At 51.4% G+C, this 16,050-nt stretch carries 16 protein-coding genes and 3 tRNA genes; 11 read left to right on the top strand and 8 right to left on the bottom strand.

Annotated features, from left to right (window positions below):
- Positions 1-10: 10 nt before the first annotated feature.
- Positions 11-667: a pyridoxamine 5'-phosphate oxidase gene (pdxH, locus tag EB241_RS04635; RefSeq protein ID WP_124232056.1), complete on the bottom strand. Its 657-nt coding sequence runs from the start codon at positions 665-667 to the stop codon at positions 11-13.
- Positions 668-931: 264 nt separating this feature from the next.
- Positions 932-2,086, bottom strand: coding sequence for an anhydro-N-acetylmuramic acid kinase (anmK, locus tag EB241_RS04640; protein ID WP_124232057.1), 1,155 nt, complete (start codon positions 2,084-2,086; stop codon positions 932-934).
- A gap of 284 nt (positions 2,087-2,370) precedes the next feature.
- Between anmK and slyB the strand changes: the two genes are divergently transcribed.
- Positions 2,371-2,838 (top strand): outer membrane lipoprotein SlyB, encoded by a 468-nt coding sequence (gene slyB / locus EB241_RS04645; protein WP_124232058.1) that lies wholly within the window; start codon positions 2,371-2,373, stop codon positions 2,836-2,838.
- A gap of 121 nt (positions 2,839-2,959) precedes the next feature.
- Here slyB and slyA read toward each other — a convergent pair whose 3' ends face one another.
- Positions 2,960-3,403, bottom strand: a complete 444-nt coding sequence (slyA, locus tag EB241_RS04650) for a transcriptional regulator SlyA (RefSeq protein WP_158612371.1) — start codon at positions 3,401-3,403, stop codon at positions 2,960-2,962.
- Between the two features lie 597 nt (positions 3,404-4,000).
- Positions 4,001-4,243 carry a DUF1289 domain-containing protein gene (locus EB241_RS04655; protein WP_199737307.1) on the bottom strand — a complete coding sequence of 81 codons (243 nt, stop codon included), beginning with the start codon at positions 4,241-4,243 and terminating at the stop codon, positions 4,001-4,003.
- Positions 4,244-4,555: 312 nt separating this feature from the next.
- Here EB241_RS04655 and gloA point away from each other — a divergent pair, with 312 nt between their 5' ends.
- Both gloA and rnt read left to right on the top strand, forming a co-directional pair.
- On the top strand, positions 4,556-4,963 hold the full coding sequence (gloA, locus tag EB241_RS04660; protein WP_124232061.1) for a lactoylglutathione lyase: 408 nt from the start codon (positions 4,556-4,558) through the stop codon (positions 4,961-4,963).
- Between the two features lie 102 nt (positions 4,964-5,065).
- On the top strand, positions 5,066-5,722 hold the full coding sequence (rnt, locus tag EB241_RS04665) for a ribonuclease T (RefSeq protein ID WP_124232062.1): 657 nt from the start codon (positions 5,066-5,068) through the stop codon (positions 5,720-5,722).
- Between the two features lie 175 nt (positions 5,723-5,897).
- Here rnt and EB241_RS04670 read toward each other — a convergent pair whose 3' ends face one another.
- On the bottom strand, positions 5,898-6,236 hold the full coding sequence (locus tag EB241_RS04670; protein WP_124232063.1) for a Grx4 family monothiol glutaredoxin: 339 nt from the start codon (positions 6,234-6,236) through the stop codon (positions 5,898-5,900).
- A gap of 362 nt (positions 6,237-6,598) precedes the next feature.
- Between EB241_RS04670 and EB241_RS04675 the strand changes: the two genes are divergently transcribed.
- Entirely contained in the window at positions 6,599-7,396 is a 798-nt protein-coding gene (locus tag EB241_RS04675; RefSeq protein WP_124232064.1) for a C40 family peptidase, read from the top strand.
- Between the two features lie 47 nt (positions 7,397-7,443).
- Here the strand turns inward: EB241_RS04675 and cydH are convergent, their stop codons facing one another.
- Entirely contained in the window at positions 7,444-7,533 is a 90-nt protein-coding gene (cydH, locus tag EB241_RS21930; RefSeq protein WP_124232065.1) for a cytochrome bd-I oxidase subunit CydH, read from the bottom strand.
- A gap of 292 nt (positions 7,534-7,825) precedes the next feature.
- Here cydH and purR point away from each other — a divergent pair, with 292 nt between their 5' ends.
- A complete protein-coding gene (gene purR / locus EB241_RS04685) occupies positions 7,826-8,851 on the top strand; it encodes an HTH-type transcriptional repressor PurR (RefSeq protein WP_124232066.1) in 1,026 nt (341 codons plus the stop codon).
- A gap of 82 nt (positions 8,852-8,933) precedes the next feature.
- Here purR and punR read toward each other — a convergent pair whose 3' ends face one another.
- Positions 8,934-9,845 (bottom strand): DNA-binding transcriptional activator PunR, encoded by a 912-nt coding sequence (punR, locus tag EB241_RS04690; RefSeq protein WP_124232067.1) that lies wholly within the window; start codon positions 9,843-9,845, stop codon positions 8,934-8,936.
- Between the two features lie 112 nt (positions 9,846-9,957).
- Between punR and punC the strand changes: the two genes are divergently transcribed.
- Complete coding sequence (gene punC / locus EB241_RS04695; RefSeq protein WP_124232068.1) at positions 9,958-11,145, top strand: purine nucleoside transporter PunC; 1,188 nt, start codon at positions 9,958-9,960, stop codon at positions 11,143-11,145.
- 114 nt (positions 11,146-11,259) lie between these two features.
- Here punC and EB241_RS04700 read toward each other — a convergent pair whose 3' ends face one another.
- Positions 11,260-11,910 (bottom strand): riboflavin synthase subunit alpha, encoded by a 651-nt coding sequence (locus EB241_RS04700; protein ID WP_124232069.1) that lies wholly within the window; start codon positions 11,908-11,910, stop codon positions 11,260-11,262.
- A 292-nt stretch (positions 11,911-12,202) separates the two neighbouring features.
- On the opposite strand from EB241_RS04700, the gene EB241_RS04705 reads away from it, so the two are divergent.
- The 5 genes from EB241_RS04705 (at position 12,203) to pykF (ending at position 15,757) form a co-directional block, all read left to right on the top strand.
- Complete coding sequence (locus EB241_RS04705) at positions 12,203-13,576, top strand: MATE family efflux transporter (protein ID WP_124232070.1); 1,374 nt, start codon at positions 12,203-12,205, stop codon at positions 13,574-13,576.
- 148 nt (positions 13,577-13,724) lie between these two features.
- Positions 13,725-13,801: transfer RNA gene (locus tag EB241_RS04710), tRNA-Val, on the top strand.
- A gap of 4 nt (positions 13,802-13,805) precedes the next feature.
- Positions 13,806-13,882, top strand: a tRNA-Val gene (locus EB241_RS04715).
- A 10-nt stretch (positions 13,883-13,892) separates the two neighbouring features.
- Positions 13,893-13,969: transfer RNA gene (locus EB241_RS04720), tRNA-Val, on the top strand.
- A 375-nt stretch (positions 13,970-14,344) separates the two neighbouring features.
- Positions 14,345-15,757, top strand: a complete 1,413-nt coding sequence (gene pykF / locus EB241_RS04725; protein ID WP_124232071.1) for a pyruvate kinase PykF — start codon at positions 14,345-14,347, stop codon at positions 15,755-15,757.
- Positions 15,758-16,050: the final 293 nt, after the last annotated feature.

The raw sequence follows: 16,050 nt of genomic DNA on the forward strand, positions 1-16,050 counted from the left end.
TTTCGCGGGATCAGGGAGCAAGGCGATCAATTTTCCAGCTATCGCCTTCGCGTTGGTAGAAAAAACGGTCATGCAGACGATGCTCCCCCCCCTGCCAGAATTCCATGGATTCCGGTTTGATACGAAATCCTCCCCAGAAGCTGGGCAACGGTATCTCGCCTTTCTGGAACTTTTGCTTCAGTTCAAGAAATTTACCTTCCAGTACGCCCCTGGCGGAGATACGGCTGGACTGTTGAGACACCCATGCGCCAATCTGGCTGTCACGCGGACGACTGTGAAAATACTTCATTACGTCAACAACAGACAGCTTTTCAACCGTCCCCAGCACCATCACCTGTCGCTCAAGCATGTGCCACGGAAACAACAGGCTGACACGGGGATTACCTTCAAGATGTTGCGCCTTACGGCTGCCAAGATTGGTGTAAAACACCAGGCCACGTTGGTCATAATGTTTGAGTAAAACGATGCGCTGATATGGTTGGCCATGCTGATCTACCGTCGCCACACTCATCGCCGTCGGGTCCGGCAGTTGCGCGGCAACCGACTGATTCAGCCAGTGCTCAAACAGAATGAGGGGATCGGCGGGAAGATCCTTACGACGCAGGCCGCCCCGTGTGTATTCACGCCGCAGATGGGCAATCTGATGCAGGCTATCGGTTTGGTTCATTTTTCCGGCTTCTGCTGAGAGAGAAAAGAACATTGTGCGCTCTGCCCCAATGAATTTCAACGGGTTACCCGCATTCAGACGCCAGTCATGTTGTTATTGCGCTCAATGATTGCATCATCTCCTTTGCCCGGAGAACGTAATTAGTCTCGCGGTGTCGCACACCGGGTGCGCGACCTGCTGCTGCTTCAGGCTCAGTGGATCATCTTCCGCTATCAGGCCCGAAGCGATAAACCTGTTCCACGCCGTCTGCTCACTCGCCCAAAATCAGCACGTCCCCTGCGGACTGAATATGATTGTTTCGCGGTTACAGTGGTGATTGGCGGGATAAATCGCGCCAAGTACCGATGCCTCACGGGCACCGGTTACCAAAGGCAGGTTTCCTGTTTCGCCGGATAATGTACGGTAAGCCAGCCACGCAAAAGCCAGCCCTTCCATATCGTCACCGCTAATCCCTACGCTGTCGGTAGTGCTGACTTCAATACCGGTTAACAGGCTGCCGATCCTGGCCATCAGCAACAGGTTTCGGCTACCGCCACCGCATACCAGCAGGCGTTCACAGCCACCATTGCGCATGATTTGATGCACAATGGTGGTCGCGGTTAGCTCAGCCAGCGTGGCCTGAACATCCTGTGCCGACAGGCCCGGAAAGGGTGCCAGCTGCCGATCGATCCAGCCAGAGTTGAAATATTCCCTGCCAGTAGATTTAGGCGCGGGAAGCGCAAACCAGGGGTCAACCAGCATATGTTGTAACAACGGATAAATCACCGTTCCGCCGCTACCCCAACGGCCATCCTGGTCATAGCGTGTGCCCTGATGACGCCAAATCCATGCGTCCAGTAACATATTGCCGGGCCCTGTGTCATAACCGCCAACGGGTTGACCGGGAAGTAACAATGACAGATTAGCGATACCGCCAATGTTTAACACCATCCGTCGCTCCAGCGGATGCATCAGAATGGCATGATGGAAGGCCGGAACCAGCGGGGCACCCTGTCCACCAAGTGCCATATCGCGACGACGGAAATCGCCCACGACAGTAATTCCTGTTGCTGCAACAATCTGATTATTATCGCCTATCTGGAGAGTGTTGGGCGCTTCGCCCTGTGGCTCATGCCAGACCGTCTGTCCGTGGCAGCCTATCGCGGTAATCTCCTCTTTTACCAGCCGCTGCTGCAAAAGCAAGGTATTCACAGCATCGGCAAACAGTCGCCCCAGTCGGGTATCCAGCTGGCCAAGTTGCGACAGCGTTAGTGGCTGTCCCTGACTGACAGCAAGAATATCCTGCCGCAACGCCGCCGGAATGGGATGACAGTAGCTTGCCTGTTGCACCACCCTTTCCCGGTCTATTGCTGCCAGTACCACATCAACACCGTCAAGACTGGTGCCTGACATCACCCCGATATAGCGTCCTGATTTCATCTTTTTCTGCCCCTGTCACCAGAATTAATCACCATTTTTCTGAAGCGTCGAAAAATTGGTAACGCAATTCTATGATTAATCATGTTTTTTCAAACACCATTACGTTTTTGCTCTTTTCCGGTTATCTTATTACTGATCGATGGCAGGATTACCCCTGCCAGTTTATCCTGAACTTCACATTTTTTTACCTTAAGCGAAAGACAGACATTGCCTGTGCCATATAATTACGTTATTGATCGCTGCGCAACTGAATGCAGCATGTGAATAATAAAGGAGTTCTGAACATGTTTAAGCGTATAGCCATCGTGGCCCTGACCGGTGTGACCTTAGCAGGCTGTGCCAATAACAACACGCTTTCTGGGGATGTTTACAGCGCTTCCGAAGCCCGCCAGGTGCAGAGTGTTACCTACGGTACGCTGGTATCTGTTCGCCCGGTGCAAATCCAGGGTGGTGATAACAATAATGTTATTGGTGCAATTGGTGGTGCGGTGCTGGGCGGTTTACTGGGCAACACCGTTGGTGGTGGTTCCGGTCGTACTCTGGCAACCGCCGCTGGCGCGGTCGCCGGGGGGGTCGCCGGACAGGGCGTACAGGGTGCAATGAACAAATCTGAGGGTGTTGAACTGGAAATCCGCAAGGACGATGGCAACACCATTATGGTGGTACAGAAACAGGCCGCCAGCCGCTTCTCCGCTGGAATGCGAGTGGCAATTGCCTCCAATGGCAGCCAGGTAACAGTGTCACCACGTTAACTCCTCTTCGACCGGCAAATGCCGGTCGAATCTTTTGATCGGGTTTGGACGCTCAGGATAAACATTCTGTTTATGCCAGTCACAAAGTGAGATGTAATCAGTCGTGACCCAACACTGACATTTACGCTTCCCGGGCATGTAAATGCAGAATGTTTTTTTCCAGCTGCGAAATCAGCCTCACCATTTCATCAATCTCCTCCCGTGAGATCCCGGCAAGAATGTCATATCGGGTAGCACTAATGACGTGCTCGACCTGAGAGATTATCGGAGCGGCTTCCTCAGTCAGACTGATGCGTTTGGCACGACGGTCACTGGCACAGGTGGTACGGGTAATCAGGCCCTTCTCTTCCAGCTGATCGAGCGTACGCACTAATGAAGGCTGTTCGATACCAATGGCCTTTGCCAGCTGGATCTGTGACTGCTCAGGCGGCAACTGATGAATGTTATGTAGGGTCACCCAGTGTGTCTGGGTCAATTCCAGCGGCTTCAGACGATGGTCGATTAAAGAGCGCCAGATACGCACTAATCTTGCGAGATCCGTTCCTAATGATGTGTCCAATTTCATCTCCTTATAATTAGCTTGCTATCTGTCATATCTCAACACGAAATATTCTGCGAGTTTACAGGATAAAATACAAATCCGGTGCAGCTTTGTCGCCAGGCTACCGGAGGTCAGGCGGGAAGGCAGCCGGATGAATTATATCCACACTACCGCTAACCGCCCCTTATTTCGCCCGTCTCTCTGGCTTTCATTGCGATACTTTCGGGATTTCCTGTCTGTTTTGTGACTGATTATGTATCAGTAAGACGGATATATTTCGGACACTTCTGAAACTTATGCAGGCTGCCAGTTCTTTCTGATTTTGTTCTCAGCCTCAGTCTCCTGGCGTAATCCGCCTTGAGAGGGTGGTATGAAAAAATTCAGCATGCCCGATACGCTTCTGTTGTGATATTTTTTGCGGTTAGATTTTGTACCGGTCGATGATTGCGTTATCACCATATGTTGTCGTGATGACGTCACGGTGGCAACGCTACGAAACCCCGCTCAGCATTACCACAGGAGTCCCTGACCGGAAGGCCCAGGCCAGCAAAGCTACCACGCTGATATTACAGGATAATGACTCTCTGCATGCGCGGTGTGCGGTATAGCCAGCACCGGGGGTCAGAACAGTGACGGTTGATCCGGTGCGTCGGAAGGCTCGCTTTTTGCGCTCTGCTGCCGACGCAGAAAACGCTGGCGACAAAGTCTCAATACATCACGTTTCTCTGCCTCGCTGTATTTCATCCAGTTAAAACGCTCATCACGGCTACGCAGACAGCCGCGGCAATAGCCACGTGGATCGGTCTGGCAGATCCCACGGCACGGACTTGGAACCGGAAAAAATTCAAGTTGCTCAGCCACCATCACTCCCGGTGCATTAATGACACGTCAACTGACCAAACGTTGCCAGAAATGTTTACCTGGCTGTTACCTGACTTTAAATAAAGCACAAAGTTTATAATACAGCACATGGTCGGAGAATGTTAAGGCTGATAATCCAGAGCCTGTTGCAAGCCCCGCCCGTCCTGCGTTGTTCTGCGTCGGGACGTGAAAGGCCAGACTGACAACTAAAGATCAGATCGGAAATAAACTGTCCTGTATCGGTTAGCTGACCAGTTCACCGCTATACTGTTTTTCCCCGTCATCGCATAATGACGCTTTTATCAGGAGGATGTTATGCGCCTACTTCATACCATGTTGCGCGTTGGTGACTTACAGCGTTCCATTGATTTCTATACTAAAGTTCTGGGTATGCGCCTGTTGCGCACCAGCGAAAACAAGGAATATAAATACAATCTTGCTTTTGTTGGCTACACCGAAGAAAGCGAAGGCGCAGTGATTGAGTTGACCTATAACTGGGGCGTTGACAGCTACGATCCAGGCACCGCATTCGGTCATATTGCGCTGGGGGTTGATGATGTGGCCACAACCTGCGATCGCATCCGTAAGGAGGGGGGCAATGTCACCCGCGAGGCAGGTCCGGTTAAAGGGGGCACCACCATTATCGCCTTTGTTGAGGACCCTGATGGTTATAAAATTGAACTGATTGAGAATAAACACGCAGGCCACGGCCTCAGCGCATAACCTTTTGGGGTACCTGTGGTACCCCTTGTCCTCTTCCTCTGCTGCATCCGGTAATAAAATTTGCCATAATACGCGCTGCCTTTTTTCGCCTGTGAGATCCTGATGTCTGAATCGAACGAACTGAATGCCCTCAGCAACCGCTTCCGCGGTTTTTATCCGGTAGTGATTGATGTGGAAACCGCCGGGTTCGATGCCAGAACCAATGCATTACTTGAAGTGGCTGCCGTCACATTGAAAATGGATCAACATGGCTGGCTGGAGAAAGACCAGACGCTGCACTTTCACGTTGAGCCATTCGAAGGATCGATTCTCCAGCCGGAAGCGCTGGCATTTAACGGTATCGATCCAGGCAACCCCTTACGCGGTGCGGTAAGCGAATACCAGGCGCTGCACGCTATCTTCAAACTGGTACGTAAAGGCATAAAAGATGCTGGTTGCAGCCGCGCCATTATGGTTGCCCATAATGCCACTTTTGATCTGACTTTTATCAATGCCGCCGCAGAAAGGGTCAGCCTCAAACGTAATCCGTTCCATCCTTTTGTCACGTTCGACACCGCTGCACTAAGCGGTCTGGTGTTGGGGCAAACGGTTCTGGCTAAAGCCTGTACGGCTGCCGGAATGCCCTTTGACAGCAGCCAGGCACATTCTGCGCTGTATGATACCGTGCAAACGGCAGATCTGTTCTGCGAACTGGTTAACCGATGGAAGCGACTGGGTGGGTGGCCGCTACCGGAGATGTCAACCGGTGATGAGATGTGACAATGTCACTTTAATCTTCGGCAAGGTGCTGTTGAGTCTGCCAGTGCCCCTCCAGGCGGCTTATCCGCACGGGCTGACGGTATTTGCCATTCTTCACCAGACAGTCAGTCTGGCATATTAAAGCAAAAAGGGCAGGAAACCATGGTTACCTGCCCTTGCAACCTGACGTTATGACTTATTCAGCGCTTTCCGACGGATATTTCTGTGCGGTCTCTTTAATCAGCTGTTGCAGCTCACCACGCTGATACATTTCGATAATGATATCGCAGCCACCAACCAGTTCACCGTCCACCCATAGCTGGGGGAACGTTGGCCAGTTCGCATATTTTGGCAGCTCGGCGCGAATGTCCGGGTTCTGCAAAATATCAACATAAGCAAAACGCTCACCGCAGGCGGAAAGTGCCTGCACGGCCTGTGCAGAGAAACCACAGCTTGGCAATTTCGGGGAGCCTTTCATGTACAGCAGAATGGGATTTTCTGCTATCTGGCGCTCAATCTTCTCAACAGTACTCATTAATAGTTTCCTTAAGCGGATACGTCGTGTCTCATTATTGTAACGATTATGAACCTCTGGTAAAACGACATTTTCAGCAGAGTCATCTGATGATGAAGTAAGCTGCCAGAGTTCACTATTAAGCAAATAACCGTTCGGCGGTTTTTTTAGCGCCGGTTTGTGCAAAATCAATACTGTAGCCGATCGGTAATCCCTCTGATTAGGCTCATTTTTTACAGCTTTTACCGGTTATGTATCATTGAAACAAAAAAGGCCTTAACTTTGGTTGAAGAGTTCGATTAGAATCGGACATCAAGTTTCACAGACATTTTAATTCAACCATGCTCTGGCCCTGGCGGGAGCACAAACATTTAACGGTAACGATGCGTTTACTTATTACGCTTATCATCCTGGCTATGACACAGCTGTTGCTGAATATGGCGCACGCATCGCCACATACGCCTGTTAATGCTAATCATCACAAAGTGGACAGCAATACCACTGCCCGTGAAGATGAACGTCGTAAGCGTCGGCCAGTGAAAACCAGCTCAGGTAAAGCCAAAGAAGCCAGCAATAAAAAATCACGTCAGACCACCGTTAATAAATTCAAAATTAAAAAGCGCCAGCCGGTTAACGAGACGGCAAAAAAGGCGTCGCCCAAACGTTCACTGACGGTCTATAAAAGACGCTATCATGGCAATCACATGGATCAGGCTGATGAGCAAATACCCAGCGGTGCGCCGCTAAAGCTAAGCAGGGCACACCGCGCACGCTATCAAAAAGCACGTGAGACAGCGATGACCAAGCTGATTGGACAATTGGGCAAACCGTATCAGTGGGGCGGTACCTCCCCGAAAACCGGTTTTGATTGTAGTGGTCTGGTCTGGTACGCCTATAAAGATCTGGTTAAATTCAAAATCCCGCGCACGGCGAATGAAATGTATCACCTGCGCGATGCAGCCTCGATTAAACGCGATGATCTTGAAAAAGGCGATTTGGTGTTCTTTCGAATTAACGGTCGGGGTACTGCCGATCACGTTGGCGTATATCTTGGTAATGGTAAATTTATTCAGTCGCCGCGCACCGGCAAAGATATTCAGGTCAGCGCGCTGAGTGAGGATTACTGGCAGCGCCATTACATTGGTGCCCGTCGCATGATGACGCCGAAAACCATTCGCTAACGGGGAATATAAAAGGGACGCTCTGTTGAGCGTCCCTTGTACTCAGCTCAGTGCATTACCGCGGTGATACTGAACGCGACTATCATCAGTAAAGCACATGCGGTTGTCAGTAGTGAAAACTTCAAATCCGTATCCATCAGTATTCTTTAATATCCTCACTTTTTACCATTTCATTGATTTTCCCACAGCCTCCCGTAAAAATCTCGTCTTCTCTTCCAAGCCTTGTTAGTATTTGTTTTTTTGACAGCCCGACACGACACGCTGGCAACCTTTTATCCATGTGTAACATCCGGCATAAAATCCTTTTTCTTATTTGATGTCTGCGCACTGCACCACAAATTACGCGCAAACGTCTGATTTTTGCATTTCCAGGCAATCGTTTAACCAAAATATTATCAGTAAGTTACGACAGATTCAGGAGTAGCCAGTATGGCAACAATAAAAGATGTGGCCAGACATGCCGGGGTTTCCACCACCACCGTTTCCCACGTCATCAATAAAACTCGCTTTGTCGCAGAAGAAACGAGCAAGGCCGTTTGGGCGGCGATCAAGGCACTGCATTATTCCCCCAGCGCGGTGGCCAGAAGCCTGAAGGTAAATAACACCAAAACTATTGGCCTGCTGGCCACATCCAGCGAAGCACCCTACTTTGCCGAAATTATTGAGGCGGTAGAAAATTGCTGCTTTGAGCAAGGCTATACCCTGATTCTGGGCAATGCGCACAACGATCTGAAAAAACAGCACGCCTATCTGTCAATGATGGCGCAAAAACGCGTCGATGGGCTGCTGGTAATGTGTTCCGAATACCCTGATCAACTTATCACCATGTTAGAGGATAATCGTAATATCCCGATGGTGGTGATGGACTGGGGTGAATCGCGAGGTGATTTCACCGATACCGTACTGGATAACGCCTTTGAGGGGGGCTACCTTGCCGGCCGCTATCTGATCGATCGCGGCCACCGGGATATTGGCGTGATCCCCGGTCAGATGGAGCGCAATACCGGTGGTGGACGCCATGCCGGATTTCTGAAAGCCCTTTGCGAAGCAGACATTTCCCTGCGCGAGGAGTGGCTGGTTCAGGGAGATTTCGAGCCGGAATCAGGCTACCGCGCCATGCGGCAAATTCTCGCACAGGAGCAGCGCCCCAGTGCCGTATTCTGTGGCGGCGACGTAATGGCAATGGGGGCCATCTGCGCGGCAGATGAAATGGGATTGCGTGTACCGCAGGATATTTCGGTGATCGGCTACGATAACGTGCGCAATGCCCGCTACTTTACGCCTTCACTGACCACCATCCATCAACCGAAACAGCAGCTTGGGCAAACCGCCTTCACCATGCTGCTGGATCGTATTACCAGTAAACGTGAAGAACCACAGACCATCGAGGTTTACCCCAGACTGATTGAGCGCCGCTCGGTAGCCGATGGCCCTTTTATTGATAGTCGTCGCTGATTTCATCCGGCAGCAACAAGACCGCAGGAACAGGTGAATACCGGGAGATGACCGTCATCGTAAGCGGCATTTCAGCACGCCATCACACCTCTTCCCGTAGCCACTCACTGTTCAGAGTGGCTGTGTCTCCCAGATATTCAAGCAACCACGCCAGCGCCGGTGAAGCCGGTTGTTCTGCCCAGCTGACGCAGCACGGGCTTTCCGGGAAAGCGGCCGCAAGCCGCAGCGCCTTTAACGCTCCATCCTGTAAAAACGGTTTTGCCCGGTGTACCGGCACCATTGCCACGCAGAGTCCGGCTAACAGGCAATTCATGCCGCTTTCCCAGTCGGGCACCACCATTCGCCGCTGGTTGTCCAGTGTCCAGGTGGTTCTTTTGGGCAGAGCACGGGAGGTGTCTTCAAGCACGAGCGACGGCCATGCCCTGATGGCGTCGTCGTCAACCTCCCCCTCAAGCGCCACCAACGGATGTCCGGCACTCACCACACAACACCAGCTGAGCATCCCCATATCACGAAAGGCAAAACGACCGCCCACCGGGATCGCCTGCGTCGCGCCAATGGCAACATCTACCCGGCCATCAGCCAGCGCGTCCCAGACCCCGTTAAACACCTCCGCAGACAGATGCAGTTCCATATCGGGAAAATGCCGGTAGAAATCGACCACCAGCTGGCGCGTTCTGGCAGGTTTTACAATACAGTCGACGGCGACATTCATTTGCCCACGCCAACCATTGGCCAGCTGCTGGCACTGTCGCCTGGTGACCAGCATTTTTTTGATAACAATACGGCCTTCCTGAACAAAATGCCGCCCGGCATCCGTTAACTCCACATCGCGGTGGCGTCTGATAAACAGCGGCACTGCCAGCCACTCCTCCAGCTGGCGCACGGTATAACTGATGGCTGAAGGCACCCGGTGAAGTTCTGCCGCCGCAGCGGTGAAACTGCCGGTTCGGGCTACCGCATCAATCACTTCAAGAGAATGCTCCGACCACATAATCAGCCTGCAATTTTTTTGAATGCAATTCACAAATATTACCGTTTCACAGGTATTTTGCCAGTCCGGTAGACTCTGCAGCGTTTTATTTCAATGATGAAAGAGCCTTAGCATGCCATCGAAAAGATTTACTGTTTATCTTGCCCTACTCAGCGTTGCCGGCTTTCTTGCCACCGATATGTACCTGCCCGCCTTTGGTGCCATGCAACAGGATTTACAAACCGAAGCCGGAATAATCGGTGCCAGCCTGAGCATTTTCCTCGCGGGATTTGCTGTTGCACAGCTGTTCTGGGGGCCACTCTCTGACCAAATTGGTCGCAAGCCGGTGCTGCTGATGGGGCTGGGATTATTTGCTGTCAGCTGTGCTGCCATGTGGTGGGTGGACTCAGCGCCGGCACTGCTGGTGTGGCGTTTTTTGCAGGCGGTCGGGATCTGTGCGGCAGCGGTCACCTGGCAGACTCTGGTGATTGACCGCTATCCTGCAGATCGCGCCAATCGTATTTTTGCCACTGTCATGCCACTGGTTGCATTGTCTCCGGCCCTTGCACCACTGCTTGGAGCATGGCTGCTCAACCACTTCAGCTGGAGAGCGATCTTTATCGCGCTGCTGCTGATTGCACTGTGCCTGCTGGTATGTTCGCTTTGCCTGAGCAACACACCCCGCAACACTGGCGCCGTGGGTAAGCAAATCCGCTTCAGCACCTTACTGAAATCACCGCATTACAGTGGCAACGTGTTGATTTACGCGGCCTGCTCCGCCAGCTTTTTTACCTGGCTTACGGCATCGCCCTTTATCCTGACTGAACTGGGCATGACGCCCGGTGACATTGGCCTGAGTTATATTCCTCAAACGCTGGCGTTTCTGCTGGGGGGATATGGCTGTCGCACGTTGCTGAAATATGCCCGGAGTACCACTCTTCTGCCCTGGCTGCTGGCGCTGTATGTGCTCAGTATTGTCTCTTTCTTCATAGCTGCCCGAATGGAGACACCATCAGTGACGGGATTGCTGTCACCCTTTTGTCTGATGGCTTTGGCAAACGGGGCTATCTATCCACTGGTGGTGGCAAATGCTCTGTTGCCTTTTCCTCAGGCCAGTGGCAAAGCCGCAGCGTTGCAAAATACGCTGCAACTGGGGTTGTGTTGCGCGACCAGTCTGATTGCCTCAACCTTTATCAGTACCCCGCTTCTGACTACCGCCCTGGTGATGTTAGCCACGGCCTTTATGGTTATTCCTGGTTATATTTTACAACAGGCAGGTTCGCAGGAGATTCGCTTGTCACCGGCGGAAAACCGTCATTAACCCGCGGCAAGTCAATTGATTGCTTTGCGAACCACAAGCCACTAAATCCGACACAAACTGTGCCCGATGTAGATTATTGCAACGGGGTCGACCATATAGTCGGCCCCGTTATTATTATTGTTGCGGCGTCCATTCCGCTGCGGCAATCGCGGCTGCCTCACGCTGTGCAAGTACCCGCTCAACGGTTTCCACAATCGCCTGAGTATGTGGATCGATTTCAATATTAACCCTGTCACCCAGTCGCTTTCCGCCCAGCGTGGTTCTGGCCAGCGTCTCTGGAATAAGATGAACGCAGAATTTAGTACTGGTCACTTCACCAACGGTCAGGCTGATGCCATCAATACCAATAAATCCTTTGTGCAGAATATATTTCATCTGCTGCGCGTCCTGCGGTTTGAACCAGATTTCACGGTTATTTTCCGAGGTCAGAATTTTACTGATGACGGCAGTGGTCATAATATGGCCAGACATCAGATGTCCACCAATTTCATCACTGAATTTTGCCGCACGTTCAACATTAATTTTATCGCCGGGTTTCAGATCGCCAAGGTTGGTAATACGTAACGTCTCTTTGACCAAATCAAAACTCACCTGGTCGCCATTCACTTCGGTTACCGTCAGACAACAGCCATTGTGAGAAACAGAGGCACCCAGTTCCAGCCCCGGCAGCATTTCTGCGGGAAAGCGAACAAGGTGGGTACGGAAATTGGCTTTCTCTTCAATTGCCAGCACTTCTGCGGTGCCCTGCACAATACCGGTAAACATAGTTATGGCCTCAGTGATATTATCCTGTCGGTAAGTGTGCCCTGGCCGTTGAATAAAACCAAATGCTGCGGTGTGAGTTCTGCACCGGTTGGCTATTTATACTTCTGACATTACACTGTGTCGCCCGCCGGGCGGTTTATTTCATCAATGCGGTTTATATCCCAAACAATTCGGGGCATAAGGCAGGCAGTAAATTCCTGTGCACTGACTCAGACAGGGAATCTGATTAAGTGAGCGAGAGCTATCGCATCAACCTTCTGCCTCCTCTTTCCGGTAAAAATAAGGTGTATTCGTGCAGAAGTATGTGACAGAAGCGCGTCAACTGTTAATGCTGGCAACCCCAGTGATCCTGGCGCAAATTGCCCAGACGGCAATGGGATTTGTCGATACCATTATGGCCGGTGCTGTCAGCGCCACTGACATGGCCGCCGTCGCTGTTGGCACCTCCATCTGGCTGCCATCCATTTTATTTGGTCATGGTCTGCTGATTGCCCTCACCCCGGTCATTGCACAGTATAACGGCTCTGGCCGCCGGGATCGCGTGGCTTATCAGGTCCGCCAGGCATACTGGCTGGCTCTGTTCAGTGCGCTGCTGATTATGGCCGTGCTCTACAATGCCGGGTTTTTGATCCGTGCTATGCATAACATTGATCCGCTGCTTGCGGATAAAGCCACCGGCTATTTGCATGCAATGCTATGGGGTGCACCGGGTTACCTTTTTTTTCAGGTGAGCAGAGGCCAGTGCGAGGGATTGTCAAAAACCAGGCCGGGCATGGTGATGGGCTTTATTGGTCTGCTGGTCAATATTCCGCTCAACTACATTTTTATCTATGGTCATTTTGGTATGCCCGCGCTTGGCGGTGTCGGCTGTGGTGTCGCCACGGCATCTGTCTATTGGATAATGTTTATCGCCATGAAATATTGGGTCAGTGGTACACCCTCTATGCAGGATATTCGCCTGCCTGACCGCTTCAGCCCGCCAGACAGAAAAGTATTGTGGCGGCTTTTCCAGCTTGGTCTCCCGGTTGCGCTGGCGCTGTTTTTTGAGGTCACGCTGTTCGCGGTGGTTGCTTTACTGGTTTCCCCGCTGGGAATTGTTAATATTGCCGGTCACCAGATAGCCCTGAACTTCAGCTCACTGGTGTTTGTTCTGCCGCTGTCGTTGGGGGTTGCCACCACAATACGGGTAGGCTTCAGGCTCGGAGAGGGGTCAGTTGAGGGTGCGCGGATAGCAGCATGGGCTGCTCAGGGCGTTGGCGTCACCTTTGCGTTGATGACTGCTATGCTGACGGTGATTTTTCGTGAGCACATTGCACAACTCTACAGCGACGACCCTGAGGTGGTGACGCTGGCAGCACATCTGATGCTGCTGGCAGCTCTTTATCAGTTCTCGGATGCGGTACAGGTAATTGGCAGCGGCATCATGCGGGGATATAAAGAAACCCGCTCGATTTTCTTTATCACCTTTGTCGCCTACTGGCTGCTTGGCTTGCCCAGCGGGTATATCCTCGCACTCACCAACTGGATTGTTCCTGCAATGGGGCCGGCCGGCTTCTGGGTAGGCTTTATCTTCGGACTGACTTCGTCCGCCGTGATGATGGTATGGCGAATAAAGCATATACAACGATCGCCCGCTGAACACATTCTGGCCCGCGCAGCGCACTAATTTTAGTGTGGTTTACCACGATGATGTTTAAAATTGCCGCGCTTCGCACAGTTGAGCAGCAGTCACCGCCAAAAAAGCGTATTTCTGCTTGCCAGTCGACGAGGCTGTCGTTAATATTCGTCCCCGCTGTCATCAGGACAGTCGGGATGCGTTCTTAGCTCAGTTGGTTAGAGCACCACCTTGACATGGTGGGGGTCGGAGGTTCGAGTCCTCTAGAACGCACCACAGTGCGTCCGTAGCTCAGTTGGTTAGAGCACCACCTTGACATGGTGGGGGTCGGTGGTTCGAGTCCACTCGGACGCACCATATTTACTTTGCGTCCGTAGCTCAGTTGGTTAGAGCACCACCTTGACATGGTGGGGGTCGGTGGTTCGAGTCCACTCGGACGCACCACGAAGGCTTCTCCCCTGTACCTTCCATACTGGTGTTAATTTTTCTGCAATAGTCTGATTTAAAACAACCGTTATACTTTCGCCAGCTAACCTTTTTAATTGGTTTTACCATGCCGAACGACTATAATGCGGAACGTTGTTTCACATGAATGGTTTCAGCGGATGATTTATCCTTTCAGAAAATTGATAGCGGGTTGTGCGAGACCATATTGCGTTCACGTTGAAAGCACGTTAAAACTTCTTCTACCACACTTATCGACTGTCACCTGTTCCTGTTTTGTATCGCAGTTCGCCGCTCAGGCAAAAAATCTCTCCCGGTGCACCAGGCCCGGAATCCCATTTTTCCAATTCATCACAACTTAACAGATAACTCGTCATGAAAAAGACCAAGATCGTTTGTACTATCGGACCAAAAACCGAATCTGAAGAGATGCTAACCAACCTGCTTGATGCAGGCATGAATGTTATGCGTCTGAATTTCTCACACGGTGATTACGAAGAGCACGGTAAACGTATTGCCAACCTGCGTGCGGTGATGGACAAAACCAGCCATCAGGCCGCCATTCTGCTGGATACCAAAGGCCCGGAAATCCGCACTATGAAGCTGGAAGGTGGTGCTGATGTTGCGCTTAAAGCAGGTCAGACCTTTACCTTCACTACCGATCAGTCAGTGACGGGTAACCATGAGCGCGTAGCGGTGACCTATCCGGGCTTTGCTTCCGATCTGAAAATTGGTAATACCGTGCTGGTGGATGACGGCCTGATCGGTATGGAAGTGACCGAAGTCACTGAAACCACCGTTGTCTGCAAGGTGCTGAACAACGGCGACCTGGGCGAGAACAAAGGGGTAAATCTTCCGGGCGTTTCTATCCAGTTACCGGCACTGGCAGAGAAAGACAAGCGCGATCTGATTTTTGGTTGTGAACAGGGTGTCGACTTTGTTGCGGCTTCCTTTATCCGCAAACGTTCTGACGTGCTGGAAATTCGTGAGCACCTCAAGCAGAACGGCGGCGAGCATATTCAGATCATTTCCAAAATAGAAAACCAGGAAGGCCTGAATAACTTTGATGAAATTCTTGATGCCTCTGACGGCATAATGGTTGCCCGTGGTGACCTCGGCGTCGAAATTCCGGTCGAAGAAGTGATCTTCGCTCAGAAGATGATGATCAAAAAATGTAACCGCGCCCGCAAAGTGGTTATCACCGCTACGCAGATGCTCGATTCCATGATTAAGAACCCGCGCCCTACCCGTGCAGAGGCCGGAGATGTTGCCAACGCGATCCTTGACGGCACCGATGCTGTGATGCTTTCAGGTGAAAGCGCCAAGGGAAAATATCCGCTAGAGTCTGTGACCATTATGGCCACCATCTGTGAACGTACTGACCGGGTGATGAAAAGTCGGATCGATGCCCAGCACGACAATCGCAAAATGCGCATTACCGAGGCGGTTTGCCGTGGCGCGGTAGAAACGGCAGAGAATCTGGAAGCTCCGTTGATCGTCGTGGCAACCGAAGGCGGAAAATCCGCCAAGTCGGTACGTAAATATTTCCCTAATGCCACTATTCTGGCACTGACCACCAATAAACTGACGGCACGTCAGCTGATCCTCAGCAAAGGCATCATCGCCACCGTAGTGAAAGAAATTGCCTCTACTGACGATTTCTACCGCCTTGGCAAAGAAGCAGCGGTTGCCAGCGGCTATGCTCAGAAAGGTGATGTGGTGGTGATGGTCTCTGGCGCACTGGTACCGAGCGGGACGACTAACACGGCGTCGGTTCACCTGTTGTAGTTAACATTATCGTCCGGTCATCGTTAAGCGCCCTGAGTGGCGCTTTTTTTATAACTGATAAAAAAAGACAACGTTAGCAATAAAAAGTAACGGTGCAAACCACCGGTGAGTAGATTCAGACACCATTAAAATGACCTGTTTTCGCTAAAAATTTTGCCAAAATCGGCAAAGGCGGTGCTTCTTTGAGCGAACGAACAAATTTAACGACCTTCTTACTAAAATTTATTCTCTTTAGAAAAAACTTTGTGTAATACTTGTAACGCTACATGGAGATTAACTCAATCTAGAGGGTA

The organism is Erwinia psidii, from assembly GCF_003846135.1.
Classification (GTDB): domain Bacteria; phylum Pseudomonadota; class Gammaproteobacteria; order Enterobacterales; family Enterobacteriaceae; genus Erwinia; species Erwinia psidii.

Bases quoted from the DNA above. Each gene is read 5' to 3' on its own strand.
- pdxH (WP_124232056.1), bottom strand. From the start codon at position 667: ATGAACCAAACCGATAGCCTGCATCAGATTGCCCATCTGCGGCGTGAA.
- anmK (WP_124232057.1), bottom strand. From the start codon at position 2,086: ATGAAATCAGGACGCTATATCGGGGTGATGTCAGGCACCAGTCTTGAC.
- slyB (WP_124232058.1), top strand. From the start codon at position 2,371: ATGTTTAAGCGTATAGCCATCGTGGCCCTGACCGGTGTGACCTTAGCA.
- slyA (WP_158612371.1), bottom strand. From the start codon at position 3,403: ATGAAATTGGACACATCATTAGGAACGGATCTCGCAAGATTAGTGCGT.
- EB241_RS04655 (WP_199737307.1), bottom strand. From the start codon at position 4,243: ATGGTGGCTGAGCAACTTGAATTTTTTCCGGTTCCAAGTCCGTGCCGT.
- gloA (WP_124232061.1), top strand. From the start codon at position 4,556: ATGCGCCTACTTCATACCATGTTGCGCGTTGGTGACTTACAGCGTTCC.
- rnt (WP_124232062.1), top strand. From the start codon at position 5,066: ATGTCTGAATCGAACGAACTGAATGCCCTCAGCAACCGCTTCCGCGGT.
- EB241_RS04670 (WP_124232063.1), bottom strand. From the start codon at position 6,236: ATGAGTACTGTTGAGAAGATTGAGCGCCAGATAGCAGAAAATCCCATT.
- EB241_RS04675 (WP_124232064.1), top strand. From the start codon at position 6,599: ATGCGTTTACTTATTACGCTTATCATCCTGGCTATGACACAGCTGTTG.
- cydH (WP_124232065.1), bottom strand. From the start codon at position 7,533: ATGGATACGGATTTGAAGTTTTCACTACTGACAACCGCATGTGCTTTA.
- purR (WP_124232066.1), top strand. From the start codon at position 7,826: ATGGCAACAATAAAAGATGTGGCCAGACATGCCGGGGTTTCCACCACC.
- punR (WP_124232067.1), bottom strand. From the start codon at position 9,845: ATGTGGTCGGAGCATTCTCTTGAAGTGATTGATGCGGTAGCCCGAACC.
- punC (WP_124232068.1), top strand. From the start codon at position 9,958: ATGCCATCGAAAAGATTTACTGTTTATCTTGCCCTACTCAGCGTTGCC.
- EB241_RS04700 (WP_124232069.1), bottom strand. From the start codon at position 11,910: ATGTTTACCGGTATTGTGCAGGGCACCGCAGAAGTGCTGGCAATTGAA.
- pykF (WP_124232071.1), top strand. From the start codon at position 14,345: ATGAAAAAGACCAAGATCGTTTGTACTATCGGACCAAAAACCGAATCT.